Annotated in this window: 23 protein-coding genes; 17 read left to right on the top strand and 6 right to left on the bottom strand. The window is 61.0% G+C overall.

Annotated features, from left to right (window positions below; genetic code table 11):
* Positions 1-100: 100 nt before the first annotated feature.
* On the top strand, positions 101-538 hold the full coding sequence (locus Q8O96_RS16260) for a DUF4399 domain-containing protein (protein ID WP_102862135.1): 438 nt from the start codon (positions 101-103) through the stop codon (positions 536-538).
* 123 nt (positions 539-661) lie between these two features.
* On the opposite strand, the gene serA is transcribed toward Q8O96_RS16260, so the two are convergent.
* Positions 662-1,891 carry a phosphoglycerate dehydrogenase gene (serA, locus tag Q8O96_RS16255; RefSeq protein ID WP_011064084.1) on the bottom strand — a complete coding sequence of 410 codons (1,230 nt, stop codon included), beginning with the start codon at positions 1,889-1,891 and terminating at the stop codon, positions 662-664.
* Between the two features lie 204 nt (positions 1,892-2,095).
* Between serA and Q8O96_RS16250 the strand changes: the two genes are divergently transcribed.
* The 4 genes from Q8O96_RS16250 (at position 2,096) to Q8O96_RS16235 (ending at position 6,300) form a co-directional block, all read left to right on the top strand.
* Positions 2,096-3,490, top strand: coding sequence for an FAD-binding oxidoreductase (locus Q8O96_RS16250; protein WP_102862134.1), 1,395 nt, complete (start codon positions 2,096-2,098; stop codon positions 3,488-3,490).
* A 43-nt stretch (positions 3,491-3,533) separates the two neighbouring features.
* Positions 3,534-4,199 (top strand): fumarylacetoacetate hydrolase family protein, encoded by a 666-nt coding sequence (locus Q8O96_RS16245; protein ID WP_102862133.1) that lies wholly within the window; start codon positions 3,534-3,536, stop codon positions 4,197-4,199.
* A gap of 162 nt (positions 4,200-4,361) precedes the next feature.
* Positions 4,362-5,294 (top strand): SdiA-regulated domain-containing protein, encoded by a 933-nt coding sequence (locus Q8O96_RS16240; protein ID WP_102862132.1) that lies wholly within the window; start codon positions 4,362-4,364, stop codon positions 5,292-5,294.
* A gap of 97 nt (positions 5,295-5,391) precedes the next feature.
* On the top strand, positions 5,392-6,300 hold the full coding sequence (locus tag Q8O96_RS16235) for an SdiA-regulated domain-containing protein (RefSeq protein ID WP_102862131.1): 909 nt from the start codon (positions 5,392-5,394) through the stop codon (positions 6,298-6,300).
* Positions 6,301-6,387: 87 nt separating this feature from the next.
* Here the strand turns inward: Q8O96_RS16235 and rpiA are convergent, their stop codons facing one another.
* A complete protein-coding gene (gene rpiA / locus Q8O96_RS16230) occupies positions 6,388-7,059 on the bottom strand; it encodes a ribose-5-phosphate isomerase RpiA (protein ID WP_102862528.1) in 672 nt (223 codons plus the stop codon).
* 227 nt (positions 7,060-7,286) lie between these two features.
* Between rpiA and ilvA the strand changes: the two genes are divergently transcribed.
* The 4 genes from ilvA to Q8O96_RS16210 are packed head-to-tail and all read left to right on the top strand — an operon-like array spanning position 7,287 to position 11,006.
* Complete coding sequence (gene ilvA / locus Q8O96_RS16225; protein WP_102862130.1) at positions 7,287-8,801, top strand: threonine ammonia-lyase, biosynthetic; 1,515 nt, start codon at positions 7,287-7,289, stop codon at positions 8,799-8,801.
* A gap of 40 nt (positions 8,802-8,841) precedes the next feature.
* Positions 8,842-9,270 (top strand): DUF2269 family protein, encoded by a 429-nt coding sequence (locus Q8O96_RS16220; RefSeq protein WP_115581161.1) that lies wholly within the window; start codon positions 8,842-8,844, stop codon positions 9,268-9,270.
* A gap of 15 nt (positions 9,271-9,285) precedes the next feature.
* Entirely contained in the window at positions 9,286-10,542 is a 1,257-nt protein-coding gene (locus tag Q8O96_RS16215) for an SDR family oxidoreductase (protein WP_305949101.1), read from the top strand.
* Positions 10,539-11,006 carry a DUF2269 domain-containing protein gene (locus Q8O96_RS16210; RefSeq protein WP_102862127.1) on the top strand — a complete coding sequence of 156 codons (468 nt, stop codon included), beginning with the start codon at positions 10,539-10,541 and terminating at the stop codon, positions 11,004-11,006. The genes Q8O96_RS16215 and Q8O96_RS16210 overlap by 4 nt, the downstream gene beginning before the upstream one ends.
* A 52-nt stretch (positions 11,007-11,058) precedes the next feature.
* Here the strand turns inward: Q8O96_RS16210 and Q8O96_RS16205 are convergent, their stop codons facing one another.
* The gene (locus tag Q8O96_RS16205; protein WP_102862126.1) at positions 11,059-11,715 is read right to left on the bottom strand and encodes an HAD family phosphatase; all 657 of its coding nucleotides are present in this window, start codon (positions 11,713-11,715) and stop codon (positions 11,059-11,061) included.
* Between the two features lie 144 nt (positions 11,716-11,859).
* Here Q8O96_RS16205 and Q8O96_RS16200 point away from each other — a divergent pair, with 144 nt between their 5' ends.
* Both Q8O96_RS16200 and ptsP read left to right on the top strand, forming a co-directional pair.
* Positions 11,860-12,339: an RNA pyrophosphohydrolase gene (locus tag Q8O96_RS16200; protein ID WP_011064073.1), complete on the top strand. Its 480-nt coding sequence runs from the start codon at positions 11,860-11,862 to the stop codon at positions 12,337-12,339.
* 22 nt (positions 12,340-12,361) lie between these two features.
* The gene (gene ptsP, locus Q8O96_RS16195; protein ID WP_102862125.1) at positions 12,362-14,641 is read left to right on the top strand and encodes a phosphoenolpyruvate--protein phosphotransferase; all 2,280 of its coding nucleotides are present in this window, start codon (positions 12,362-12,364) and stop codon (positions 14,639-14,641) included.
* 73 nt (positions 14,642-14,714) lie between these two features.
* Here ptsP and Q8O96_RS16190 read toward each other — a convergent pair whose 3' ends face one another.
* The gene (locus Q8O96_RS16190; protein ID WP_110652445.1) at positions 14,715-15,461 is read right to left on the bottom strand and encodes an NRDE family protein; all 747 of its coding nucleotides are present in this window, start codon (positions 15,459-15,461) and stop codon (positions 14,715-14,717) included.
* A gap of 123 nt (positions 15,462-15,584) precedes the next feature.
* Here Q8O96_RS16190 and Q8O96_RS16185 point away from each other — a divergent pair, with 123 nt between their 5' ends.
* From Q8O96_RS16185 to Q8O96_RS16175, 3 genes are all read left to right on the top strand, one after another.
* Complete coding sequence (locus tag Q8O96_RS16185) at positions 15,585-16,367, top strand: sulfite exporter TauE/SafE family protein (RefSeq protein WP_102862123.1); 783 nt, start codon at positions 15,585-15,587, stop codon at positions 16,365-16,367.
* A gap of 81 nt (positions 16,368-16,448) precedes the next feature.
* The gene (gene lgt, locus Q8O96_RS16180) at positions 16,449-17,258 is read left to right on the top strand and encodes a prolipoprotein diacylglyceryl transferase (RefSeq protein WP_102862122.1); all 810 of its coding nucleotides are present in this window, start codon (positions 16,449-16,451) and stop codon (positions 17,256-17,258) included.
* A 46-nt stretch (positions 17,259-17,304) separates the two neighbouring features.
* Positions 17,305-18,276: a thymidylate synthase gene (locus Q8O96_RS16175; protein WP_015637397.1), complete on the top strand. Its 972-nt coding sequence runs from the start codon at positions 17,305-17,307 to the stop codon at positions 18,274-18,276.
* Positions 18,277-18,358: 82 nt separating this feature from the next.
* On the opposite strand, the gene Q8O96_RS16170 is transcribed toward Q8O96_RS16175, so the two are convergent.
* The gene (locus tag Q8O96_RS16170; protein WP_305949100.1) at positions 18,359-19,459 is read right to left on the bottom strand and encodes a hypothetical protein; all 1,101 of its coding nucleotides are present in this window, start codon (positions 19,457-19,459) and stop codon (positions 18,359-18,361) included.
* Between the two features lie 100 nt (positions 19,460-19,559).
* A complete protein-coding gene (gene cadR / locus Q8O96_RS16165; RefSeq protein WP_092308673.1) occupies positions 19,560-20,009 on the bottom strand; it encodes a Cd(II)/Pb(II)-responsive transcriptional regulator in 450 nt (149 codons plus the stop codon).
* An 88-nt stretch (positions 20,010-20,097) separates the two neighbouring features.
* On the opposite strand from cadR, the gene Q8O96_RS16160 reads away from it, so the two are divergent.
* The 3 genes from Q8O96_RS16160 (at position 20,098) to Q8O96_RS16150 (ending at position 24,695) form a co-directional block, all read left to right on the top strand.
* Complete coding sequence (locus tag Q8O96_RS16160; RefSeq protein ID WP_305949099.1) at positions 20,098-22,407, top strand: heavy metal translocating P-type ATPase; 2,310 nt, start codon at positions 20,098-20,100, stop codon at positions 22,405-22,407.
* Positions 22,408-22,522: 115 nt separating this feature from the next.
* On the top strand, positions 22,523-23,386 hold the full coding sequence (locus Q8O96_RS16155; RefSeq protein ID WP_102881471.1) for a LysR family transcriptional regulator: 864 nt from the start codon (positions 22,523-22,525) through the stop codon (positions 23,384-23,386).
* 232 nt (positions 23,387-23,618) lie between these two features.
* The gene (locus Q8O96_RS16150; RefSeq protein ID WP_102881196.1) at positions 23,619-24,695 is read left to right on the top strand and encodes a putative 2-aminoethylphosphonate ABC transporter ATP-binding protein; all 1,077 of its coding nucleotides are present in this window, start codon (positions 23,619-23,621) and stop codon (positions 24,693-24,695) included.

The raw sequence follows: 24,695 nt of genomic DNA, 5'->3' as shown, positions 1-24,695 counted from the left end.
CGTTCAGGCTCGCTTTGCTAAGGTGTTGAGTGCCTTCGACAACGAATCGCCACGAAGTTGTCATAACCGTAAAAGATTTGCGGAAAAACTGGAGAAGATAATGAAAAATTTTATGTCCCGTGCGGCCTTGGCCAGTCTGTTGCTTGGAGCTTCGATGCTGGCGGGCGCGGCGGATATTCCTCGTACTCAGGCACCAGCGGGCGCCAAGGTGTTCATCGTTTCACCTGCTGATGGAGCCACCGTGGACAAGACCTTCAAGGTCAAGTTCGGCGTTGAAGGCATTGCCCTGGCACCGGCGGGCGATCAGACCGCCAATACCGGCCACCATCACCTGCTGATCGATGTCGATCAACTGCCGGCCGAGAACCTGCCGATTCCGATGGACGCCAACCACCTGCATTTCGGCAAGGCCCAGACCGAGACCGAAGTGACCCTGACCCCGGGCAAGCACACCCTGCAGCTGGAGCTGGGCGACAAGAACCACGTGCCGTTCAGCCCGGTCATCGTCTCCAAGAAAATCACAGTAATAGTGAAATAATCGTAAACGCTGCGCAAAAAAAGGGAGCCTTGATGGGCTCCCTTTTTTGCGCAGCTAGCTGCAAGGTTTCAGCTACAAGCTGCAAGCCAGTTATGGCTTGCAGCTTGAGACTTGCCGCAGCTCTTAGAACAGCACACGGCAACGGATGGTGCCGTTGATGTGCTGCAGCTTCTCTTGCGCCAGGTCCGAGTACTCGGCGTCGACGTCGATTACCACGTAGCCGACCTTTTCGTTGGTCTGCAGGAACTGACCGGAGATGTTGATGCCGTTTTCGGCGAAGACCTTGTTGATCTCGCTCATCACACCCGGGATGTTCTCGTGGATGTGCAGCAGGCGGTGCTTGCCAGGGTGGGCCGGCAGCGCCACTTCCGGGAAGTTGACCGAGGAGACCGAAGTACCGTTGTCGCTGTACTTGACCAGCTTCTCTGCCACTTCCAGGCCGATGTTGGCTTGGGCTTCAGCGGTGGAGCCGCCGATGTGCGGAGTCAGGATCACGTTGTCCAGGCCGCGCAGCGGGCTTTCGAACTCTTCGTCGTTGGAGCGCGGTTCAACCGGGAACACGTCGATGGCCGCGCCGATCAGGTGCTTGTCCTTGATCGCGTCCGCCAGGGCGTCCAGCTCAACCACGGTGCCGCGAGCGGCGTTGATCAGGATGCCGCCTTTCTTGATGGCACGGATTTCCTTTTCGCCGATCATCCACTGAGTGGCCGCGGTTTCCGGCACGTGCAGGGTGACGATGTCGGACATGCCCAGCAGTTCGTGCAGGTTGCCCACCTGGGTGGCGTTGCCCAGTGGCAGCTTGGTCACGGTGTCATAGAAGAACACCTGCATCCCCAGGCCTTCGGCCAGGACCGACAGCTGAGTACCAATGGAGCCATAACCGACGATACCCAGCTTCTTGCCGCGGATTTCGAAGGAGTTGGCCGCGCTCTTGATCCAGCCGCCACGGTGGCAGGAAGCGTTTTTCTCAGGGATGCCGCGCAGCAGCAGGATGGCCTCGGCCAGTACCAGTTCGGCGACCGAACGGGTGTTGGAGTAAGGCGCGTTGAACACCGCGATGCCGCGCTCGCGAGCGGCGGACAGGTCAACCTGGTTGGTGCCGATGCAGAAGCAACCCACTGCGACCAGTTTCTTCGCGTGGTCGAAGATCTCTTCGGTCAGTTGAGTGCGGGAGCGAATGCCGATGAAGTGTGCATCGGCGATCTTTTCCTTGAGCTGGGCTTCCGGCAGAGAACCGGTGAGGTACTCGATGCTGGTGTAGCCGGCGGCCTTGAGGACGTCGACAGCGGATTGGTGGACGCCTTCGAGGAGAAGGAACTTGATCTTGCTCTTATCGAGAGAAGTCTTGCTCATCTGCGTAAACCTGTGTCCCGGAGAAAAATGGCAGGGAAATGGACAGCTTGAGCTGACCTGGACGGCATGCAACCGCCACCGCGGGAAGGCCCTTGGGCACTCTCCTGCGGGGGCGGTATGCTAGCATACGCGCCCCGCTAAACACTCATTCCTGCGACGTGAAGCGTTCTCAGGATGACCATGAATTGTTCGAGAGTTCTGTCGATGACCAATCCTGCCCTGATTGATGAACTGAAGACCCTGGTTGAGCCTGGCAAGGTGCTGACCGACGCTGACTCCCTGGAAGCTTACGGCAAGGATTGGACCAAGCATTTCGCCCCGGCCCCCACGGCCATCGTGTTTCCCAAGACCATCGAGCAGGTCCAGGCGATCGTGCGCTGGGCCAATCAGCACAAGGTCGCGCTGGTGCCTTCCGGCGGGCGGACCGGGCTCTCGGCCGCTGCCGTGGCAGCCAACGGCGAAGTGGTGGTGTCCTTCGACTATATGAACCAGATACTCGACCTGAACCTGACGGATCGCACCGCGGTTTGCCAGCCGGGTGTGGTCACCGAACAACTGCAGAACCTGGCGGAAGAAAACGGCCTCTACTACCCGGTGGACTTCGCTTCTGCCGGTTCCAGTCAGATTGGCGGCAATATCGGCACCAATGCCGGTGGTATCAAGGTGATTCGCTACGGCATGACCCGCAACTGGGTGGCCGGCATGAAAGTAGTGACCGGCAAGGGCGACGTGCTGGAGTTGAACAAGGATCTGATCAAGAACGCCACCGGCTATGACCTGCGCCAGTTGTTCATCGGCGCCGAAGGCACCCTGGGCTTCGTGGTCGAGGCCACCATGCGTCTGGATCGGGCGCCAAAGAACCTCACCGCGATGGTGCTCGGCACCGCCGATTTCGACTCGATCATGCCGGTGCTGCACGCTTTCCAGAGCAAGCTCGACCTGACCGCCTTCGAATTCTTCTCCGACAAGGCCCTGGCCAAGGTCCTGGCCCGTGGTGACGTGCCGGCTCCCTTCGAGTCCGACTGCCCGTTCTACGCCTTGCTGGAGTTTGAAGCGACCACTGAAGAAGTGGCCAACCACGCCCTGGAAACCTTCGAGCATTGTGTCGAACAGGGTTGGGTGTTGGACGGGGTGATGAGCCAGAGTGAAACCCAGTTGCAGAACCTGTGGAAGTTGCGGGAATACATCTCCGAGACCATTTCCCACTGGACCCCTTACAAGAACGATATATCGGTCACTGTTTCGAAAGTGCCGGCTTTCCTCAAGGAAATCGATGCCATCGTCGGTAAACACTACCCGGACTTCGAAATCGTCTGGTTCGGTCACATTGGCGACGGCAACCTGCACCTGAACATCCTCAAGCCGGACAACCTGAGCAAGGACGAGTTCTTCGCCAAGTGCGCCACGGTCAACAAGTGGGTATTCGAAACCGTCGAGAAGTACAACGGTTCGATTTCCGCCGAGCATGGCGTGGGCATGACCAAGCGTGATTACCTGACCTACAGCCGCTCGCCGGTTGAGATCGAGTACATGAAGGCAGTCAAGGCAGTGTTCGATCCGAACGGCATCATGAACCCGGGCAAGATCTTCGCTGTTTGAGTGCAAGCAGCGCCCTGATGAAGCACACGAGCAGGAGTCGGTAATGAGCTATCAGCACCAGTATGTCGACGGTACCCGGATTCATTTCCCTCTGGGCAAGGTGGTTTGCATCGGTCGTAACTACGCCGAGCACGCCAAGGAGCTGGACAACCCGGTTCCCACCGAGCCCCTGCTGTTTATCAAGCCCGGCAGTTGCGTGGTGCCGCTGGAAGGTGGTTTTGCCATTCCCACCGAGCGCGGCTCGGTGCACTACGAGGCGGAAATCGCCGTGCTGATCGGCAAGCCATTGTCTACCAAGCCCAGCCGCGAAGAAGTGCTGGACGCCATCTCCGGTTTCGCCCCGGCCCTGGACTTGACCCTGCGCGACAAGCAGGCCGAGCTCAAGGCCAAGGGCCTGCCTTGGGAAATCGCCAAGTCGTTCGATGGCGCGGCGGTTATCGCGCCATTCGTGGTGGGCAGCAGTTTTGCCGACCTGACGGATATCGGCATTCGCCTGACCATCAACGGTGAGGTACGCCAGGACGGCAACAGCAGCGATATGCTCAATCCCATCGTGCCGATGATCCAGTACATGGCCGGCTGCTTTTCCCTGCAGGCCGGCGATGTAATTCTCACCGGCACCCCGGTTGGCGTCGGGCCGCTGAATGTCGGTGATGAACTGGTGCTGGAGCTGCCGGGCGTCAGTCGATTCACCAGCAGCGTCCGTTGATCGGGAACTTTCTACGAGGACCCGGGAATCCGGCACACCTCGTAGAAAGATCATGGCCTTTTACTGTTTTTTCACATTCGTTCCGGATAATTCTTAGGTCTATGGTTCGCCGATCTGAACACTGCGTGCTATTAACCATGGCCGACCTCTGGAACTCTTGTGATGGATGCTCCTCCCCTGACTAAGCCTCTCGGCAGTCGTATGTCGCGTATTCGCCTGCGCATGCGCTGGTACTCCTGGCTGCTGCTGGCGGGTGTGATCTGCTATGGCGTTGCCAGTCTCCTGCATTGGGACGACCGTGGCGCGCTCTGGGTGCAGGAGCGGTTTGTCAGTCCTTCCGAGCGCAGCGCCAGCATCTGGCTACCCGGTTACCGCGTGGTCATCGATGCCAAGGCGCTGCCTGGCATGGAGAGCGATGAAGCGTCGGATCTCTCCTACAACCCGCAGACCAAAACTTTATTTTCGGTCATGGGCAAGCATCCGTTCCTGGCGGAGCTGACCCTGCAAGGCGACGTCCTGCGCAAGATCCCTCTGGTGGGCTGGAGCAACCCGGAAGGGGTGGCAGTCCTGGAGAATGGCTTACTGGCGATAGTCGATGAGCGTCAGCATTCGCTGGTGATCGTCAAAGTTGATGCCAGTACCAAAGAGCTGAACATCGCCGATTTTCCGCGCTACGACCTGGGCCCTTCGGAAGATCAGAACAAGGCTTTTGAAGCCATTGCTTGGAACCCGCGCAAGCAGCAACTGCTGTTGGGCGAGGAGCGTCCAGCGGCACTCTTCACCTGGAGCAGCGATGGCAGCCAGGTGCTCAAGGGCAGCAAACAGAAACTCGCCAGTGAGGAGCTCGATTTGCGCAACCTCTCGGCCCTGGGCATTGACCCGCGCACCGGTCATACCCTGGTGCTGTCCGCCGACTCTCATCTGTTGCTGGAGCTGGACGAGCAGGGTGAGCAAGTCAGCTTCATGGCCTTGCTCGGCGGCTTTAACGGCCTGCAGAACACCATTCCCCGGGCCGAAGGCGTGGCTATGGATGAGGCCGGCAACCTGTACATGGTCAGCGAGCCCAATCTGTTCTATCGCTTCGAGAAGCAATGACCTCCTGGTCCGGCGCCTTTGCCGGATCGTCGATTAAGCTTGAATTCAGACGGCTGTGATATTTCATCAGCCTGTCCTGATTTCGAGTTCGCCCGCCATGTATCGTCTGACCCGCTTGCAACCTCTCTATCTGATCCTCTGCCTGATGGCGGTGCTGCTTGCCGCGTTTGCCCACAACCATCGGTTGTGGCAGCGCGCCTGGTTCGACTGGCAATCCTACTGGCAAGTGACGGCCCCGCAATCTCTGGGCCTGGGTGATTATCGAGTGGTACTGGAGGCGCAGCCTATTGAGGGGCTGGATGAGGTTTCGGCACTGACCTACGATCCGCTGCGCAACAGCCTGTTCACCGTGACCAACAAGAATTCCGAGCTGGTAGAGCTGTCCCTGGACGGGCAGGTCCTGCGGCGTATCGCTCTGCTGGGCTTTGGTGATCCGGAGGCAGTGGAGTTCATCAGCGCCAATACCTATGTGATCAGCGATGAACGGCAGCACCGGTTGATCAAGATTCAGCTGGACGACGAAACCACCGTGGTGGATGCGGCAGAGGCCGAGCAGATCACGCTCGGCGTGCACCTTTCGGGGAACAAGGGCTTTGAAGGCCTGGCTTACGATTCACAGGGCCAGCGCTTGTTCGTCGCCAAGGAACGCGACCCGATGCTGATCTATGAGGTGCAGGGCTTTCCCCATCACGATCCGGAAAAGTCCTACGGGGTGCATGTGCTGAACAACCCCAAGCGGGATGCCGGGCTCTTTGTACGCGACCTCTCCAGCCTGCAATACGACGAGCGCAGCGGCCATCTGCTGGCCTTGTCGGACGAGTCGCGCCTGGTGGTGGAACTGGACGTCGACGGGCGCCCGCTGAGCACCCTGGCATTGGGCAAGGGCCGCCAGGGCCTGAGCAAGGCCGTGCCCCAGGCCGAAGGAATAGCCATGGATGACGACGGCACCCTGTATCTGGTGAGCGAGCCGAACCTGTTCTACGTCTTCAAGAAGCCTGAACTGTAGAGGCGGTCGGGCGGCATTCTGCTTGCCGGCGAAGAGGCCCTTGGGACGTCCCTCGCCGGCAAGCCTGAGCCTACCCGCAAAGCAGGCTCAGGCCTTGAGGGTTTTCACCCCTTCGGCCGTACCCAGCAGCAGTACATCCGCGGGGCGCGCGGCGAACAGACCGTTGGTGACCACGCCAACGATGGCATTGATCTGGCGTTCCAGCTCCACCGGGTTGGTGATCTGCATGTTGTGCACGTCGAGGATGATATTGCCGTTGTCGGTGATCACCCCTTCGCGGTACACAGGGTCGCCGCCCAGTTTTACCAACTCGCGGGCTACGTGACTGCGGGCCATCGGGATCACTTCCACCGGCAGTGGGAAGTTGCCCAGCACTGGTACCAGCTTGCTGGCGTCGGCGATGCAGATAAAGGTCTTGGCCACGGCGGCAACGATCTTTTCCCGGGTCAGGGCTGCGCCGCCGCCCTTGATCAGGTTCAGGTGCTCGTCGCTCTCGTCGGCACCGTCGATGTAGAACTCCAGGTCGCTGACGGTGTTGAGCTCGTACACCGCAATCCCGTGGCCCTTGAGGCGTGCGGCGGTGGCTTCAGAGCTGGCTACGGCGCCGTCGAAGGCGCCCTTGTGCAGGGCCAGGGCATCGATGAAGCAGTTGGCGGTGGAGCCGGTGCCGACCCCGACGATGCTCTTGTCATCGAGTTTCGGAAGGATAAGGTCGACGGCGGCCTGGGCGACTGCCTGTTTGAGTTGATCCTGGGTCATGCGGGCTCCGAAGCGGGCAATGGGGGGCACAAAGGCCGGCATTATAGGCGCCGCGACAGATCCGGTCATTGCCCGTTTGGCTAATCGGCCAGGCCGGGCAGGAGAGTTGGCAATCCGCAGGAGGGCGGCGAGGGCGCCGGCTAAAACCTCTGTATTCGTGTGGTCGCCCGGGCAAACGCTGGGTTAGACTCCTTGGCCCTGCCCAACCCGCTCAGTGATGCTTTCCGATGCTCGAACAGTACGTCAAGAAGATCCTCACCTCGCGCGTTTATGACGTTGCCGTAGAAACCCCATTGCAGACTGCCCGCCAGCTCTCCGAGCGGCTGGGCAATCAGGTCTGGCTCAAGCGTGAAGACTTGCAGCCGGTGTTCTCGTTCAAGATTCGCGGCGCCTACAACAAGCTGACCCAACTCAGCGACGCCGAGCGCGCCCGTGGGGTGGTCACCGCATCGGCGGGTAACCATGCTCAAGGCCTGGCCCTGGCGGCCAAGGTGCTGGGGGTCAAGGCCACCATCGTGATGCCCAAGACCACGCCGGAGATCAAGGTTGAAGGCGTGCGCTCCCGCGGCGGCAAGGTGGTGCTGCATGGCGACTCTTTCCCCGAAGCGCTGGCCTATTCGCTGAAGCTGGTGGATGAAAAAGGCTACGTCTATATCCATCCTTACGACGATCCCCACACCATTGCCGGGCAGGGCACTGTGGCCATGGAGATTCTGCGCCAGCACCCGGGGCCACTGGACGCGATTTTCGTGCCGGTGGGCGGCGGCGGGCTGATCGCCGGTATTGCCGCTTATGTGAAGTACCTGCGTCCTGAGATCAAGGTGATCGGTGTCGAGCCGGACGACTCCAACTGCCTGCAAGCGGCCATGGCAGCGGGTGAGCGGGTCGTGCTGCCGACGGTGGGCATTTTCGCCGACGGCGTGGCGGTGGCGCAGATCGGTCAGCACACCTTCGATATCTGCAAGGACTATGTGGATGAAGTGATCACCGTCAGCACCGATGAAATCTGTGCGGCAATTAAGGACATCTACGACGATACCCGCTCGATCACCGAGCCTGCCGGCGCTTTGGGCGTTGCGGGGATCAAGAAGTACGTCGAGCAGCGCGGTATCACCGGGCAGACCCTGGTGGCCATCGATTCCGGGGCCAACGTCAATTTCGACCGCCTGCGCCACGTCGCCGAGCGCGCCGAGCTGGGCGAGGGCCGCGAAGCCATCATCGCCGTGACCATTCCCGAGAAACCGGGCAGCTTCAAGGCGTTCTGCGAGGCGGTGGGCAAGCGTCAGATCACCGAATTCAACTACCGCTACAACACCGGCAGCGAAGCCCATATCTTTGTCGGCGTTCAGACCCACCCGGAAAATGATCCACGTAGCGCCCTGATCGCCAGTCTGACCGAGCAGGGTTTTCCGGTGATCGACCTGACCGACAACGAACTGGCCAAGCTGCATATCCGCTACATGGTCGGTGGCCATGCCGAGAAGGTCAGCGACGAAGTGGTGCTGCGCTTCGAGTTCCCGGAGCGTCCGGGGGCATTGTTCAACTTCCTCAACAAACTGGGCGGGCGCTGGAATATCTCCATGTTCCATTACCGTAACCATGGTGCGGCCGATGGCCGAGTGGTCGCCGGCCTGCAAGTACCGGCCGATGAGCGTCATCTGGTACCGGCGGCTCTGGAGCAGATCGGCTATCCGTACTGGGATGAAAGCGATAACCCGGCTTATCAGCTGTTCCTCGGCTGAACGACTACGCTGAGGATCGGAGCCTTAAGGAAGCGAGAACATGGAAACACTGACCACGCTGAAGACGCTTCATGTGCTGGCCACCGTGCTGCTCTTGGGCAGTGCGCTGGGTTTGGCGATCTGGGTCTGGCGCCTGCGCCGCCAAGGTGATGCGACGGTCTACAGCCGCGTGCTGCACCGCCCGGGACTGTTCGGCTGGCTGCTGCTGGCGGTGGGTTTGCTGGCCCTGCCATTCAGCGGCTGGTGGCTGGTGCATCTGGTGGGTTGGCCGCTGGGGCAGACCTGGGTTCTGGGCTCCAGTGTGCTCTACACCCTGGGCGCTCTGGCCTGGCTTTGGCTGATGGTGCGCCTCAACCGCCTGCGTCTGGCCAAGGCGGCCAGTGGCCTGACCTTCACCCTGGCACTGGCAATCTTCAGTGCGGTGTGTTTCGTCACCATTGCTGGCCTCATGGGCGCCAAGCCGGTCTAAGCCTTAAGGATTGCCATGAAGGTTGTTCTGGTGGGGGCGACAGGGTTTGTCGGCCGTCATCTGCTGGCGGCGTTGCACGCCGCCGGCCATCAACTCATCGCCACCAGTCGCCATCGGCAAACCCGGAGTCTGCCTGGCGTGGAATGGCGGCAACTGGACCTCGATCGCCTGGGCCTTGAGCCCCAGCCTTTTGACTTGCCCGCTGATACCGACCTGTTGATCAACGCTGCGGGGTTGTTGAGCAATGATGCCCAGGCGTTGACCCTGACTCAGGATCTGGGGACTCGTGCGCTGTTTGATCTGGCGGCGGCCCGGGGTGTGCGGGTGTTGCAGATTTCCGCCTTGGGCGCCGGCCAGCAGCCGCAAGTGCCGTTTCTGGCGAGCAAGGCGGCTGCGGATGATTACCTGCTGCGCCTGGGGATTCCGGCCGTGGTGTTGCGTCCATCCCTGGTGCTCGGCGCGGGTGGCGCCAGCAGTGGCTGGCTGGCCCGGCTGTCGCCCTGGCCGCTGATTCCGTTGTTGTCCGCCAAGGCCCGAATGCAGCCCCTGCATGTGGATGACTTGAGCGCTGCCGTGCTTGCGTTGATCGGGCAATGGCCTGCGCAGTCCATGGTGCTGCCGCTGGTTGGCCCTGAACGGATGACCATGGCGCAGTTGCTGGATCGTCTGCGTGCGGCCCAGGGCTGGGCCCCGGCGCGCTACTTCCAGTTGCCCTCAGTGGTCCTGGCGCTGGTCGCAGGGGTGGGGGAGCGCCTGGGCTGGCGGGCCCTGAACCGGCAGAGTCTGAGCATGGCCCGTTGCGACAACCTGGGGGACCCAGAAGTACTGGCGTCGGTCTGCGGTTATCACGCCGCGCCCTTGGCAGCCCGGCTGCAAGACTGGCCGCAGGCCGCGCAGAGCACCCAGTTGGCCCTGCGACCGCTGCTGCTGGCGGTCATGGTGCTGATCTGGCTGGGTACGGCGGTGGTGTGCATCGGTCCCGGCTACGACTGGGGCCTGCGGATCATGGTCGAGGCCGGGGTGCAGGGCGCCTGGGCGGTACTGGCGGTGATCGCGGGATCGCTCTGTGACGCGGTGCTGGGTGTCGGTCTGCTGCTGCGGCGTTGGCGCCGGCGGGCCCTGCAGGCGCAGCTCGCACTGATGCTCGGCTACACCCTGATCATCAGTCTGATCCTGCCGCATTTCTGGTTTGACCCTTATGCCGCCGTGGCCAAGAACCTGGTGCTGATGGTGGCGACCCTATGGCTGTTGTGGACTGAACCCCGTCGATGAGTGCTTATCTGCTGTTGAAAACCCTGCATATCCTGTCCTCGACCGTTCTTTTCGGCCTCGGCGCGGGCTCGGCCTATTACGCACTGCGGGCCTGGCGCAGCGGCAAGCTGGAAGTGATTGCCGTGACGTTCAAGCATTTGGTGTTCGCCGATTGGGCCTTTACTGCAACGACGGCCGTCTTCCAGCCGTTGAGTGGGCTGGGATTGGTGCATCTGGCGGGCTGGCCGATCCAGCAAGCGTGGCTGATGTGGAGCTTGGGGCTCTATGTCCTGGCGGGGCTGTGCTGGTTGCCGGTGGTCTGGTTGCAGATCCGGGTGCACAAGATGGCTGAGCAGGCGCTGCGGGACGGCGTGCCGATGCCTCTGCGGGCCAATCTTTACATGCGCTGGTGGTTCGCCTTGGGCTGGCCGGCGTTTCTGGCCTTCATGGCGATTTTCTATCTGATGGTGGCCAAGCCGGTTTAGCAGCCTTCGCCGGCAAGCCGGCTCCTGCGGCTTGCAGGAGCCGGCGAAGCGCTCAATCCCGCAGGCTGATCACCTGCCAGCCGCGCTTGAGAGCCTCGGCACGCAGGTTTGGATCAGGGTCGACGGCCACTGGGGTGGCCACTTGCTCCAGCAACGGCAGATCGTTCATCGAGTCGCTGTAGAAGTAGCTGCCTTCCAGGTCATGACCGGTTTCTTCCAGCCAGCGCTGCAGGCGGATGACCTTGCCTTCACGGAAGCACGGTACGTCGGTGCTGCGTCCGGTGTAGCGGCCGTCCTGCATTTCGCATTCGGTGGCGATCAGGTGTTCCACCCCCAGGCGCTCGGCGATCGGCGCGGTGATGAAACGATTGGTGGCGGTGATGATCACCAGCTTGTCGCCGGCCTCGCGGTGCTGGGCCAGCAGGGCCTGGGCCTTGGGCAGCAGGATGGGCTCGATGCAGTCGCGCATGTAGTCGCGATGCCATTGCTCGAGCACGGCCATCTCGGTGCGGCCGAGGATTTCCAGGCAGAAGTTCAGGTAGGCGGCGTTGTCGAGTTTGCCGGCCAGGTAGTCCTGGTAGAACTCGTCGTTGCGGGTCTTGTAGGCGACGGCGTCGAGGAAGCCCCGCTCGCACAGGTAGTCGCCCCAGGCGTGGTCGCTGTCGCCGCCCAGAAGCGTGTTGTCCAAGTCGAATAAAGCCAGGCGCATTGCAGTTACTCGCTGAAAAGTCGCGGAAAAAGGTGCCCAGAATACGGTCTTTTCACAAGAGTGCACATAAGGTAAGCAGCCTCGTTGCTGCATTCCCAAGCTTTGTGGAACAATGCGGCGACATGCGTTTGCGAGGTTGTAGCCGTGATCGACCCCGATGGTTTCCGCCCCAATGTCGGGATCATTCTGACCAATGATGCCGGACAGGTGCTATGGGCTCGCCGTATCAATCAAGATGCCTGGCAGTTTCCTCAAGGGGGCATCAACCCCGACGAGACGCCGGAAGACGCCTTGTATCGCGAGTTGAACGAAGAAGTAGGGCTGGAGCGCGAAGATGTGCAAATTCTTGCCTGCACCCGGGGCTGGTTGCGCTATCGTTTGCCGCAGCGCCTGGTCCGGACCCACAGCCAGCCGCTGTGCATCGGCCAGAAACAGAAATGGTTTCTCCTGCGCCTGATCTCCAACGAGCAGCGGGTGCGGATGGATTTGACCGGTAAACCGGAATTCGATGGCTGGCGCTGGGTCAGTTATTGGTATCCGTTGGGCCAGGTGGTGACATTCAAGCGCGAAGTGTATCGCCGCGCTCTCAAAGAGCTTGCCCCGCGCCTTTTAGTGCGCGACTGACGACGGAGTTCGACCCCGAGCCATGCTCAATACGCTGCGCAAGATCGTCCAGGAAGTTAACTCCGCCAAGGATCTCAAGGCGGCGTTAGGGATTATTGTATTGCGCGTCAAAGAGGCCATGGGCAGCCAGGTCTGCTCGGTCTACCTGCTGGACCCGGAAACCAACCGTTTTGTGCTGATGGCCACTGAAGGCTTGAACAAGCGTTCCATCGGCAAGGTCAGCATGGCCCCCAACGAAGGCCTGGTGGGCCTGGTGGGCACGCGGGAAGAGCCCCTCAACCTGGAAAACGCCGCCGATCACCCGCGTTATCGCTACTTCGCCGAAACCGGTGAGGAGCGTTACGCCTCGTTCCTCGGCGCCCCGATCATTCACCATCGCCGCGTAGTTGGCGTACTGGTCATCCAGCAGAAAGAGCGCCGCCAGTTCGACGAGGGTGAAGAAGCCTTTCTGGTGACCATGAGCGCGCAACTGGCCGGGGTGATCGCCCACGCCGAGGCCACCGGTTCGATCCGCGGCCTGGGGCGTCAGGGCAAGGGTATTCAGGAAGCCAAGTTTGTCGGCGTGCCAGGTTCCCCTGGCGCCGCGGTAGGTAGCGCGGTGGTGATGTTGCCACCGGCTGATCTGGATGTGGTCCCGGACAAATACATCACCGACATCGACGCTGAACTGGCGCTGTTCAAGACCGCCCTGGAAGGGGTGCGCGCCGATATGCGCGCGTTGTCGGAAAAACTTGCGACCCAACTGCGTCCGGAAGAGCGCGCGCTGTTCGACGTCTATCTGATGATGCTCGACGACGCCTCCCTGGGCAGCGAAGTGAAGACCGTGATCAAGACCGGGCAATGGGCCCAGGGTGCGTTGCGCCAAGTGGTCACCGATCACGTCAACCGTTTCGAACTGATGGACGACGCCTACCTGCGCGAGCGCGCCTCGGACGTCAAGGACCTGGGGCGGCGGCTCCTGGCCTATCTGCAGGAAGAGCGCCAGCAGACCCTGGTCTACCCCGACAACACCATCCTGGTCAGTGAAGAACTGACCCCGGCCATGCTCGGCGAAGTGCCGGAAGGCAAGCTGGTGGGGCTGGTCTCGGTGCTGGGTTCGGGCAACTCCCACGTGGCCATCCTGGCCCGGGCCATGGGCATTCCCACGGTGATGGGCCTTGTCGACCTGCCGTATTCCAAGGTCGATGGCATTCAGATGATCGTCGACGGCTATCACGGCGAGGTCTATACCAACCCCAGTGACGTGCTGCGCAAGCAGTTCGCCGATGTGGTGGAAGAAGAGCGGCAACTGGCCCAGGGCCTGGACGCATTGCGCGACCTGCCTTGCATCACCCCTGATGGCCACCGCATGCCGCTGTGGGTCAACACCGGCCTGCTGGCCGATGTGGCCCGGGCGCAGAAGCGCGGTGCCGAGGGCGTAGGCCTGTATCGCACCGAAGTGCCGTTCATGATCAACCAGCGCTTTCCCAGCGAGAAAGAACAGCTGGCGATCTATCGCGAGCAGCTGGCGGCCTTCCATCCGCAACCGGTGACCATGCGCAGCCTGGACATCGGTGGCGACAAGTCGCTGTCGTACTTCCCGATCAAGGAAGACAACCCCTTCCTCGGCTGGCGCGGCATCCGCGTGACCCTCGACCACCCGGAAATTTTCCTGGTGCAGGCCCGGGCCATGCTCAAGGCCAGCGAGGGCCTGAACAACCTGCGCATCCTGCTGCCGATGATTTCCGGTATCCATGAGCTGGAAGAAGCCCTGCACCTGATCCACCGTGCCTGGGGTGAAGTCCGCGATGAAGGCACCGACGTGCCCATGCCGCCAGTGGGGGTGATGATCGAGATTCCGGCGGCGGTGTATCAGACCCGGGAACTGGCGCGCCAGGTGGACTTCCTCTCGGTGGGCTCCAACGACCTGACCCAGTACCTGCTGGCGGTAGACCGCAACAACCCGCGGGTCGCCGACCTCTACGACTACCTGCATCCGGCCGTGCTGCAAGCGCTGCAGAACGTGGTGCGTGATGCCCATGCCGAAGGCAAGCCGGTGAGCATCTGTGGCGAAATGGCCGGCGATCCGGCGGCGGCGGTGCTGCTGATGGCCATGGGTTTCGACAGCCTGTCGATGAACGCCACCAACTTGCCGAAAGTGAAGTGGATGCTGCGTCAGATCAACATGAGCAAAGCCAAGGAACTGCTGGACGAGATGATGACCATCGACAACCCGCAAGTTATCCACAGCTCGCTGCAATTGGCGCTGAAGAAACTCGGCCTGGCACGGATGATCAATCCGGCTTCGAGCAAGACCCTGTAATCGAAGTATTTGCTTCGCCGGCCAGCCGACTCCTACAACGGCCTGTGTAGGAGCCGGCTGGCTGGCGAACGTTTCACACTTTCAGCTCGACCTCTCCCAGATGCCCGCCATAAGGGCCAAAACTGCGCTCCAGCAGATGCCGCGAGCCGTCCGCGTTGACGATCAGCGCGGTGCTGGCGCGGGTGCCGTAGCTGGGGCTGGCGATGAATACGCTGGACAGCAGGCTTTCCGTAGCCAAACCCACTCCGGTGTCCGGCAGTTCGGCGAAGGGCGCGGTGTGCGGATCGCTGAGTAACGCCAGCAGGGCTTGGGGTTGTGGATTGGACAGCACTTCCTGCAGCGCGGCCTTGGCCTTGAGCAGCTTGGGCCACGGCGTATCGAGCCCGGCATTGGACAGGCCGTAGACGCCGGGCTTGAGCAATTGCGGTTGCACATCCTGGGCGTTGTAGTGCCACAGTTGCTCTGCTGTGCCCAGCAACAGGTTGAACCCGGCGTACTCCACCGAGCGGCCCACCACATCGTGCAGATAATCTTCCAGGGCTACGTCGCCTTCGAGAAAGCGCGCCACCAGTTCGCCCCGGGAGCGTCGTGCCGGGGGCTGATGCGGGTTGCGGATATTGGTCAGGGCGGCAAAGCGGCCATTGGCACCGACACCAAGCCAGGTGCCTCCGGCCTCCAGGTCGCGTCCGGCGTGGATCTGCGGCGACTCCGGCCATTGCCCCAGGGGCAGGCTGGGCCGGGCGTAGAATTCGTCACGGTTGGCCGCGACGATCAGTGGCTGAGCATGACCCGGCCGCCAGGCGAATACGATCAAGCACATTAAGGTGGCCCCCTGTGTGTTTTTGCCCACTTTACGCACAGATCCAATGGGTATCCATCGCCATCCAGTGGAGTCCGGGGCGGCGCATCCGTTACCATGCCGGTCTTATTTTCGGATGCTCCCATGGAATTTCTGCTCTATCTGCTGCTGGGCGCCTGTGCAGGTGTGCTGGCCGGGCTGTTCGGCGTGGGCGGCGGGATCATCATTGTCCCGGTGCTGGTGTTCAGTTTCACCCTGCAAGGCTTCGATGCCTCGGTGCTGACCCATCTGGCGGTCGGCACTTCTTTGGCCAGCATCATCTTTACCTCGGTCAACGCCGTTCGCGAACACCATCGCCGTGGCGCGGTGCGCTGGCCGATCTTCGCCTGGATGGCCCTGGGCATCCTGCTGGGGGCCGGTTTCGGCGCGCTGACCGCCGAAGCGATTTCCGGCCCGCACCTGCAAAAAATCATCGGCGTCTTCGCCCTGGTGGTGGCCTTGCAGATGACCCTGGAGCTCAAGCCCAAGGCCAGTCGCCAGGTGCCCGGCAAGCTGGGTTTGGCGGCGGCCGGCGGTGTGATCGGCTGGGCTTCGGCGATCTTCGGCATTGGCGGCGGTTCGCTGACGGTGCCGTTTCTCACCTGGCGCAGCGTACCGATGCAGCAGGCGGTGGCTACATCCTCGGCGTGCGGCTTGCCCATCGCCCTGGCCAGCGCCTTAAGTTTCATGATTCTGGGCTGGCATGATCCGCAGCTTCCGGCTCATAGTCTCGGCTTCGTTTATCTGCCGGCGCTGCTGGGCATTGCCCTGACCAGCATGGTGTTCGCCCGTATCGGTGCGCGCCTGGCCCACACACTGTCGCCACGCCTGTTGAAACGCTTGTTCGCCGCGCTACTGTTCTGCGTGGGGATCAGCTTCCTGTTCTGAGTGGTGACGCAATCCTGGCTTAATCCTGGGCTGGCAGTTTGCCCCGGGACATTTGAGTTCTAACCCTTACGAGGAGTCGCAATGCTGCCTTACCCGCAGATTGATCCGGTGGCCCTGGCCATCGGCCCGCTGAAAATCCACTGGTACGGCCTGATGTACCTGATCGGCATCGGCGGTGCCTGGCTGCTGGCCTCGCGCCGGCTGAACCGTTTCGATCCGACCTGGAGCAAGGAAAAGCTCTCGGACATGGTGTTCTGGATGTCCATGGGGGTGATCGTCGGTGGGCGACTGGGTTACGTGCTGTTCTACGACCTCAGCGCCTATCTGGCCAACCCGACCCTGATCTTCGAGGTGTGGAAGGGCGGCATGTCGTTCCACGGCGGTTTCATCGGAGTAATGCTGGCGGCCTGGTGGTTCGGCAAGCGCAACAACAAGACGTTCTTCGAACTGATGGACTTCGTCGCGCCCATGGTGCCAATCGGCCTGGGTGCCGGGCGAATCGGCAATTTCATCAACGCCGAATTGTGGGGTAAACCCACCGACGTGCCATGGGCGATGATCTTCCCGCCGTTCAGCGATCCGGCGCAGTTGCCGCGTCATCCGTCGCAGTTGTATCAGTTCGCCCTGGAAGGCGTGGCGTTGTTCCTGATCCTGTGGCTGTTCTCGCGCAAACCCCGGCCGACCATGGCGGTTTCCGGTATGTTCGCCCTGTTCTACGGGATCTTCCGTTTCATCGTCGAGTTCGTCCGGGTGCCGGACGCACAGCTGGGCTACCTGGCATGGAACTGGCTGACCATGGGTCAGGTTCTGTGCGTGCCGATGATCCTCGGCGGCCTGGGACTGATCTGGCTGGCTTATCATCGCGCTCCGGCCCAGAGCGCGGCGCAATAAATTCGAATCCCGGGGCGTGCCCCGGGTTCAAGGATGCAGGTAATTCATGAAGCAATATCTTGATCTGGTGGCCCATGTCATCAACAACGGCACCAAGCAGGCCAACCGCACCGGTGTGAACACCATCAGCTTTCCCGGGGCCATGCTGCGCTACGACCTCAAGGAAGGTTTCCCGGCCATCACCACCCGCAAGATGGCCTTCAAGTCGGCCATCGGCGAGATGGTTGGCTTCCTGCGTGGGGTGAACAACGCCGCCGAGTTCCGTGCCCTGGGCTGCAAGGTCTGGGACCAGAACGCCAACGAAAACGCCCAGTGGCTGGCCAACCCGTTCCGCCAGGGCGATGACGATCTGGGCGAGATCTACGGCGTGCAGTGGCGCAAGTGGCCGGCCTACAAGCAGATCAAGACCAGCAACCAGGCCGCCATTGACCTGGCGTTGAGCCAGGGCTACCGGCAGATCGCCGCCGGCGAGGAAGACGGCCAGGGTTACGTGGTGCTGTACAAGGCCATCGATCAGGTGCGCCAGTGCGTTGACACCATCATCAACGACCCGGGCAGCCGGCGAATCCTGTTCCACGGCTGGAACTGCGCGCAGCTGGATGAAATGGCCCTGCCGCCGTGCCATCTGCTGTATCAGTTCCACCCTAATGTCGAGACTCGGGAAATCTCCCTGACCCTCTACATCCGCTCCAACGACCTGGGGCTGGGGACGCCGTTCAACCTCACCGAGGGCGCCGCGCTGCTGAGCCTGATCGGTCGCCTGACCGGCTACACGCCGCGCTGGTTCACCTACTTCATCGGTGATGCCCACGTTTACGAAAATCACCTGGACATGCTCAACGAACAGCTCAAGCGCGAGCCGTTCCCGATGCCCAAGCTGGTGATTTCCGAGCGCGTGCCGGAGTTCGCCAAGACTGGCGTCTACCAGCCGGAGTGGCTGGAACTGATCGAGCCGAGCGATTTCTCCCTGGAAGGCTATGAGCACCACGCGCCGATGACCGCGCCGATGGCGGTGTAGTTTTCACTTCCTGTGATTATTAAAGCAGAGCGTAAATTGACGCTCTGCTTTTTACTTCATAGGGCTAAGATAGATGTTATTTCTAATTGAACGGATTCAAGACCTTTTCAAGTTCAGCCTCTCTAAGGCTGAGCGGTTTTCGTTTTGTAAGATGATTTATCTTTTTTAGTTCTTTGTTTTTTCTATCTTCACTTAGGTCTTCGCATAGTTTTATTCGCAGGTCATCGAAGATCGATGTGTCATACTCACCCAGTGTCGAGTGCTCGTAGAAGAATTGATAGTCTCTGACGATGTGGTTTGCTTTCTCTTCTGACCAGCTTTTGACAACGTCAGGTGCTATCCAGAATTCTGCATCATGTATCATCGCCCATTCTACAAAGCATAGTGTGTCGATTGGGCTTGATAGTTTAGCTGCGAAAAGATCAATCTGTGATTCATGGCTGATGACTATTATATGGGTCTGATGTGATTCTGGGATTACGGTGATATAGCTGTCAGAAGCTTTGTCAAGTAATCGAATTGTTAAGCGTTTTTCAATCGCAACGGGATAAGCGACATCCAGTTTTCTGTAAAGCAACTGGTAATTGGCCTGACATGCTTCTGTTAATGAAATCACCATTGTTGCTGAGGGTGGTATATCGATCTCTTGGTGTAGGTTTTTGCCATTTTCGATAAGGTCGATGAGTGATTCTGTCAGCTTGCTAGAATTTATTACTTTCTCTGATTCTATATTTGGGTTGAACACGATGTTGCTTTTTTGGGACTTTAGTTCACTCTGCGTTAATAAGTTTCTTGTGAAGCTGTCTTTGCTTATACTTCTATAGCATTGTAAGAATATGTCTTTTAGCGTGGATATGCCGCGAGTATCTATGCTGTGAAATATTTTTTCGTGAGTACTGCAGAATCCCTTGAATGTTGTGGCGTTGTTGATCCCTTCACTGCAGATTTCTATGTCTCTGAGATCTTTTGTGTCATCTCTTTTTGGCTGTATCGTTAATAGGTTGCCGTCTGTGGAAATAGGGCGAAGAGAAGTCTCTTTGGATATGGAATGCGAATGTACAGCTAGATTTGAGCAGTTAGGATACAAGCAGTTATATTTGCGTTTTGTGTGGTATCTCGAACTGACTTCTTTGTAGAAGCTTGAGTTGATCTGTTGTTTGACTTTTGCTGAAAGTTTGAACATCTCCAAGTCCTTTGGTCATATTGTCGTTTGAACGGGTGTATTTTACTGAGCGAAAAGCTGCGCAATCAGTCTCTTTAGCATGGAAAAGGAGCCGATTCCCTCAATGCCCGTGGCTGCGGCCGACATGGGACGGCTCGGCCTCGCTGGGAGCCACCGAACCGCTGACTTCCAGGCGCTGGAGGATGCCGCAGTGATCCAGGTCCGGCCCTTCGCTGCAGCGCTGGCGCAGGTCCAGCAGTTGTTCCTGGAGCACCAGTAGCCCGTCGATGCGCGCCTTGACGTGGTGGATGTGCTCGTCGATCAGGGCGTTGACGCTGGCGCACTGGCCTTCGGGGCTGTCCCGCAGGTTGAGCAGGCTGCGGATTTCCTCGAGGGTCATGTCCAGGCTGCGGCAGTTGCGGATAAAGGTCAGGCGCTCGGTGTGGGCCTGGGTGTAGAGGCGGTAGTTGCCTTCGCTGCGGGCCGGTTCCGGCAGCAGTCCTTCGCGCTCGTAGTAACGGATGGTCTCGACCTGACAGTCGGTGAGTTTCGCCAGTTCGCCAATCTTCATTGCCGTCGTCTCCGAATGGGTGCTTGACCCTATAGTGGCTACAGGGTGTTCACTTGGCAACAAGCACCTTTATACGGACGCGACCCCTATGAGCGACTCCATTCACAACCCGCGCAAACCCGACGCCCAGCACGCCCATGCTGATCACGATCACAGCCATTCCCATGCCCCTGCCTCTGCGGGCAAGCTGCAGCCGGTCAAGGCGCACGATCACGCCACCCACGGTGCCTCCTGCTGCGGTTCTGCCGGCCCGGCGCCGTCCAAGGTCACCCTGAGCGAAACACCGACTGCCGGCGCGCGTCTGAGCAGCTTCCGCATTGAAGCCATGGATTGCCCCACCGAGCAGACCCTGATCCAGAACAAGCTGGGCAAGCTGGCGGGGGTTCAGGCGCTGGAGTTCAACCTGATGAACCGCGTGCTGGGGGTGACCCACGACCTGCCGAGCACGACGCCGATCATCGAAGCGATCAAATCCCTGGGCATGCACGCCGAGCCTCTGCAGCAGGATGGCGCCGAAGTCGCGCCTGCCGCAGCGCCGGTGAAGAAAGCCTGGTGGCCGCTGGCCCTGTCCGGTATCGGCGCGCTGGCCGCCGAAGTCATTCACTTCACCAATGCCGCACCCGACTGGGTCGTGGCGCTGGTGGCCCTGGTGTCGATCCTCAGTGGCGGCCTGGGCACCTACAAGAAGGGCTGGATCGCCCTGAAGAACCGCAACCTGAATATCAATGCGCTGATGAGCATTGCCGTGACCGGTGCAGTGCTGATTGGCCAATGGCCGGAAGCGGCGATGGTGATGTTCCTGTTCACCGTGGCCGAGTTGATCGAGGCCCGCTCCCTGGACCGGGCGCGCAACGCCATCAGCGGCCTGATGCAGATGACCCCGGAACAGGTCACGGTGCAGCAGGCGGACGGCAGCTGGAGCGAACTGGAGGCGAAAAACGTCGAGCTGGGCGCCCGCGTGCGAGTTCGCCCGGGAGAGCGCATCGGTCTGGACGGCGAGGTCGTGTCCGGCAGCTCCACCATCGACCAGGCGCCGATCACCGGTGAAAGCCTGCCGGTGGAAAAAACCGTGGGCGACAAGGTGTTCGCCGGCACCATCAACCAGGCCGGTTCCCTGGAATATCGCGTGACCGCCGCCGCCAACAACTCGACCCTGGCACGGATCATCCACGCCGTGGAGCAGGCCCAGGGCGCCCGGGCGCCGACCCAGCGCTTCGTCGATACCTTCTCGAAAATCTACACCCCGGCGGTATTCGCCTTCGCCCTGGCCGTGGCGCTGATTCCACCGCTGTTCATGGGTGGCGTCTGGTTCGACTGGATCTACCGCGCCCTGGTGTTGCTGGTGGTGGCCTGTCCCTGTGCCCTGGTGATCTCCACCCCGGTGAGCATCGTCAGCGGCCTGGCGGCTGCGGCCCGTAAGGGCATCCTGGTCAAGGGCGGGGTCTACCTGGAGGGCGGTTACAAGCTCGACTACCTGGCCCTGGACAAGACCGGCACCATCACCCACGGCAAACCGGTACAGACCGATTTCCTGTCCCTGGACCCGTTGGCGCAGGACACGGCTCCGGCCCTGGCCGCGAGCCTGGCGGGACGTTCCGATCATCCGGTGTCCCTGGCCATTGCCCAGGCGGCTGTGGATAAGCAGCTGGCGCTGCATGCTGTGGATAACTTCGAAGCCCTGACCGGGCGCGGAGTGCGCGGCGAGATAAACGGCCAGCTGTATCACCTGGGCAATCACCGCCTGGTGGAAGAGCTGGGCCTGTGCTCCCCGGCCCTGGAGGAAAAACTCTTCGCCCTGGAGAAGCAGGGCAAGACCGTGGTGCTGTTGCTGGACAGCAATGGCCCCCTGGCACTGTTCGCCGTGGCCGACACGGTCAAGGAATCCAGCCGCGAGGCCATCCAGCAGTTGCATGAGCTGGGGATCAAGACCCTGATGCTCACCGGCGACAACCCTCACACCGCCCAGGCCATTGCGGCCCAGGTGGGCATCGATCAGGCCCGGGGCGACCTGTTGCCCACCGACAAGCTGCAAGCCATCGAGGCGTTGTATGCCCAGGGGCATCGGGTGGGCATGGTGGGCGACGGCATCAACGACGCCCCGGCCCTGGCCCGGGCCGAGATTGGTTTCGCCATGGCCGCGGCGGGCACCGATACGGCCATCGAGACTGCGGATGTAGCGCTGATGGACGACGATCTGCGCAAGATTCCGGCTTTTATTCGCCTGTCGCGCCAGACCTCGGTGGTGCTCAAGCAAAATATCGCCCTGGCCCTGGTCATCAAGGCGATCTTTCTTGGGGTAACCTTTGCCGGGCTCGCCACCATGTGGATGGCGGTGTTCGCCGACATGGGCGTCAGCCTGCTGGTGGTATTCAACGGCCTGCGCCTGCTGCGCAAATAGGCCACCGTATCGGCAAGCAACAAGCAACTGAGGGGAGAACCAGAGTGATGAACTCACACGCACCGGCTTCAGCTTGCGGCTTGCCGCTCAAAGCTTGCAGCTGCGGCAAGCCGCCATGCTGAGTGCCGAGCTGAAGGCTTTTTACATGGTCGCCCGCCTGGGCAGCATCACCCTGGCGGCGAAGAAGCTTGGCCTCAGTCAGCCGACGGTGACCACGCAGATCCGCAACCTGGAAAGCCAGTATTCGGTGGAGCTGTTCTACCGCGGCGGTCGGCGCCTGAGCCTCAGCGACGAAGGCACGCGCCTGCTGCCCATGGTCAAGGACCTGTTGCAGCAGGAGGCTGACATCGAGTTCTTCCTGCGCAACAGCGGGCAGGTGCAGGGCACATTGCGCATCGCTGCCACCGCGCCGTACTACATCCTCGATCTGGTGAAGACTTTCCGCGAGCGTTTGCCCCAGGTCGAAGTGTCGGTGGAGATCGGCAACTCCCAGCAAGTCCTCGAAGCCCTGGAAGACTACCGGGTGGATGTGGCGGCCTCCTCGCAACTGCTGGAGGATGCGCGGCTGATCCGCCGGGTATTGGGCAGTGATCCGCTGGTACTTGCGGTGCATCGCAACCACCCCCTGGCGGCGCTGGATCACGTGCCGCTCAATGCCCTGGCCGGGCATACCCTGTTGATGCGTGAACCGGGCTCCACCACCCGCAGCCTTACTGAAACCTTGCTCAAGGACGCCCACGTCAGCTTTGGCCCGCTGCTGGAAATCGGCAGTCGCGAATCGATCCGCGAGGCGGTGCTGCGCAATATCGGCATCAGCATCATTGCCCGTCAGGAAGTGCCCCACGATCCGCAACTGCGGGTCCTGACCATCGAGCATGCGCCGCAGATCGTCGAGTACCTGTACTGCCTTAAGGAGCGCAAGAACGCGCGCCTGCCCGCGGCCTTCCTCGGCCTGGCCCAGGAAATGGCTCCCGCCTGAAAGACCTGCATCGGTCATGCCGATGCCTTCGCGAGCAAGCTCGCTCCTACATTGAAATGCATTCCCCCTGTGGGAGCGAGCTTGCTCGCGAAGGCGTCAGATCAGGCAGCACCTGACTTACAGGTTGAACCAAAATCCCTGAATACCACTATCGGTCGTTTTTGCCTTACTGCCATATGGCCGACGCATTACAACTCTAGGATTTGCCTCATCTGCTAGATGAGGTCCGTCCATGAACCACTCCACTGCAACTGCCCTGAGCAACCCCGGCGCGCCGATGAAGGTGCGGGGTATCCAGAAGCGTTTTGGCGCCTTCACCGCCCTGGACAACGTGTCCCTGGACGTCGCGGCCGGCGAACTGGTGTGTCTGCTGGGCCCGTCCGGCTGCGGCAAGACCACACTGCTGCGCTGCATCGCCGGCCTTGAGCGCCAGGACCAGGGCGAGTTGTACCTGGGGGATCGGGATGTTTCGCTGCTGGCGCCACAAGCCCGGGACTACGGCATCCTGTTCCAGTCCTATGCGCTGTTTCCCAATCTCACGGTGGAAGCCAACATCGCCTACGGCCTGGCCGGTAGCGGCCGTGAGGAAGTGCGCAAGCGTGTGGCACAGATGCTGGAACTGGTCGGGCTGACCGGCAGCGAGAAGAAATACCCCGGCCAGCTGTCTGGCGGCCAGCAGCAGCGCGTCGCCCTGGCCCGTGCCCTGGCGCCGTCACCGTCGCTGCTGCTGTTGGACGAACCGATGTCGGCCCTGGACGCCCGGGTCCGCGAGCACTTGTGCACCGAGCTGCGCCAGCTGCAACGGCGTCTGGGGATCACCACCCTGATGGTCACCCACAATCAGGACGAGGCCATGTTGATGGCCGACCGCATCGCCGTGATGAACAACGGCAAGGTCGAGCAGTACGCTACGCCCCAGGAAATCTACGATCGTCCGGCCACACCCTTCGTCGCCGAGTTCGTCGGCCAGGGCAACTGGCTGCCTTTTAGCCGCAACAGCGACAGCCACGCCCAGGTCGGCGGGATGAATGTGCGCCTGGCCGACGATTCGGCCAAGGCCGCTTCGGGTCGCCTGTTCTGTCGTCCGGAAGCCATCAGCGTGAACCCGCCGGTGCATGAGGAAAACCTGTTCCCGGCCAAGGTCCGCGAGATCACTTTCCTCGGCAATCGCTGCCGCATGAGCTTTGAACTCAACGAGCTGCCGGGGCATGCACTGCTGGCGGAGCTGGCCCCGGAAGCCATGCCGCGCCTGGGCGCCCAGGACATCTGGGTGGCCTTGCCGCCGCGCAGCCTCCAGGTGTTTGCCTAA

It is taken from the genome of Pseudomonas sp. LPH60 (genome assembly GCF_030718165.1).
In the GTDB taxonomy this organism is placed as follows: Bacteria; Pseudomonadota; Gammaproteobacteria; order Pseudomonadales; family Pseudomonadaceae; genus Aquipseudomonas; species Aquipseudomonas danubii.
Note: the sequence above shows the minus strand (reverse complement) of the source record. Positions and strands in the feature narration are given on the sequence as shown.

Coding starts and splice junctions, on each gene's coding strand:
- Q8O96_RS16260 (WP_102862135.1), top strand. CDS start 101: ATGAAAAATTTTATGTCCCGTGCGGCCTTGGCCAGTCTGTTGCTTGGA.
- serA (WP_011064084.1), bottom strand. CDS start 1,891: ATGAGCAAGACTTCTCTCGATAAGAGCAAGATCAAGTTCCTTCTCCTC.
- Q8O96_RS16250 (WP_102862134.1), top strand. CDS start 2,096: ATGACCAATCCTGCCCTGATTGATGAACTGAAGACCCTGGTTGAGCCT.
- Q8O96_RS16245 (WP_102862133.1), top strand. CDS start 3,534: ATGAGCTATCAGCACCAGTATGTCGACGGTACCCGGATTCATTTCCCT.
- Q8O96_RS16240 (WP_102862132.1), top strand. CDS start 4,362: ATGGATGCTCCTCCCCTGACTAAGCCTCTCGGCAGTCGTATGTCGCGT.
- Q8O96_RS16235 (WP_102862131.1), top strand. CDS start 5,392: ATGTATCGTCTGACCCGCTTGCAACCTCTCTATCTGATCCTCTGCCTG.
- rpiA (WP_102862528.1), bottom strand. CDS start 7,059: ATGACCCAGGATCAACTCAAACAGGCAGTCGCCCAGGCCGCCGTCGAC.
- ilvA (WP_102862130.1), top strand. CDS start 7,287: ATGCTCGAACAGTACGTCAAGAAGATCCTCACCTCGCGCGTTTATGAC.
- Q8O96_RS16220 (WP_115581161.1), top strand. CDS start 8,842: ATGGAAACACTGACCACGCTGAAGACGCTTCATGTGCTGGCCACCGTG.
- Q8O96_RS16215 (WP_305949101.1), top strand. CDS start 9,286: ATGAAGGTTGTTCTGGTGGGGGCGACAGGGTTTGTCGGCCGTCATCTG.
- Q8O96_RS16210 (WP_102862127.1), top strand. CDS start 10,539: ATGAGTGCTTATCTGCTGTTGAAAACCCTGCATATCCTGTCCTCGACC.
- Q8O96_RS16205 (WP_102862126.1), bottom strand. CDS start 11,715: ATGCGCCTGGCTTTATTCGACTTGGACAACACGCTTCTGGGCGGCGAC.
- ptsP (WP_102862125.1), top strand. CDS start 12,362: ATGCTCAATACGCTGCGCAAGATCGTCCAGGAAGTTAACTCCGCCAAG.
- Q8O96_RS16190 (WP_110652445.1), bottom strand. CDS start 15,461: ATGTGCTTGATCGTATTCGCCTGGCGGCCGGGTCATGCTCAGCCACTG.
- Q8O96_RS16185 (WP_102862123.1), top strand. CDS start 15,585: ATGGAATTTCTGCTCTATCTGCTGCTGGGCGCCTGTGCAGGTGTGCTG.
- lgt (WP_102862122.1), top strand. CDS start 16,449: ATGCTGCCTTACCCGCAGATTGATCCGGTGGCCCTGGCCATCGGCCCG.
- Q8O96_RS16175 (WP_015637397.1), top strand. CDS start 17,305: ATGAAGCAATATCTTGATCTGGTGGCCCATGTCATCAACAACGGCACC.
- Q8O96_RS16170 (WP_305949100.1), bottom strand. CDS start 19,459: ATGTTCAAACTTTCAGCAAAAGTCAAACAACAGATCAACTCAAGCTTC.
- cadR (WP_092308673.1), bottom strand. CDS start 20,009: ATGAAGATTGGCGAACTGGCGAAACTCACCGACTGTCAGGTCGAGACC.
- Q8O96_RS16160 (WP_305949099.1), top strand. CDS start 20,098: ATGAGCGACTCCATTCACAACCCGCGCAAACCCGACGCCCAGCACGCC.
- Q8O96_RS16155 (WP_102881471.1), top strand. CDS start 22,523: ATGCTGAGTGCCGAGCTGAAGGCTTTTTACATGGTCGCCCGCCTGGGC.
- Q8O96_RS16150 (WP_102881196.1), top strand. CDS start 23,619: ATGAACCACTCCACTGCAACTGCCCTGAGCAACCCCGGCGCGCCGATG.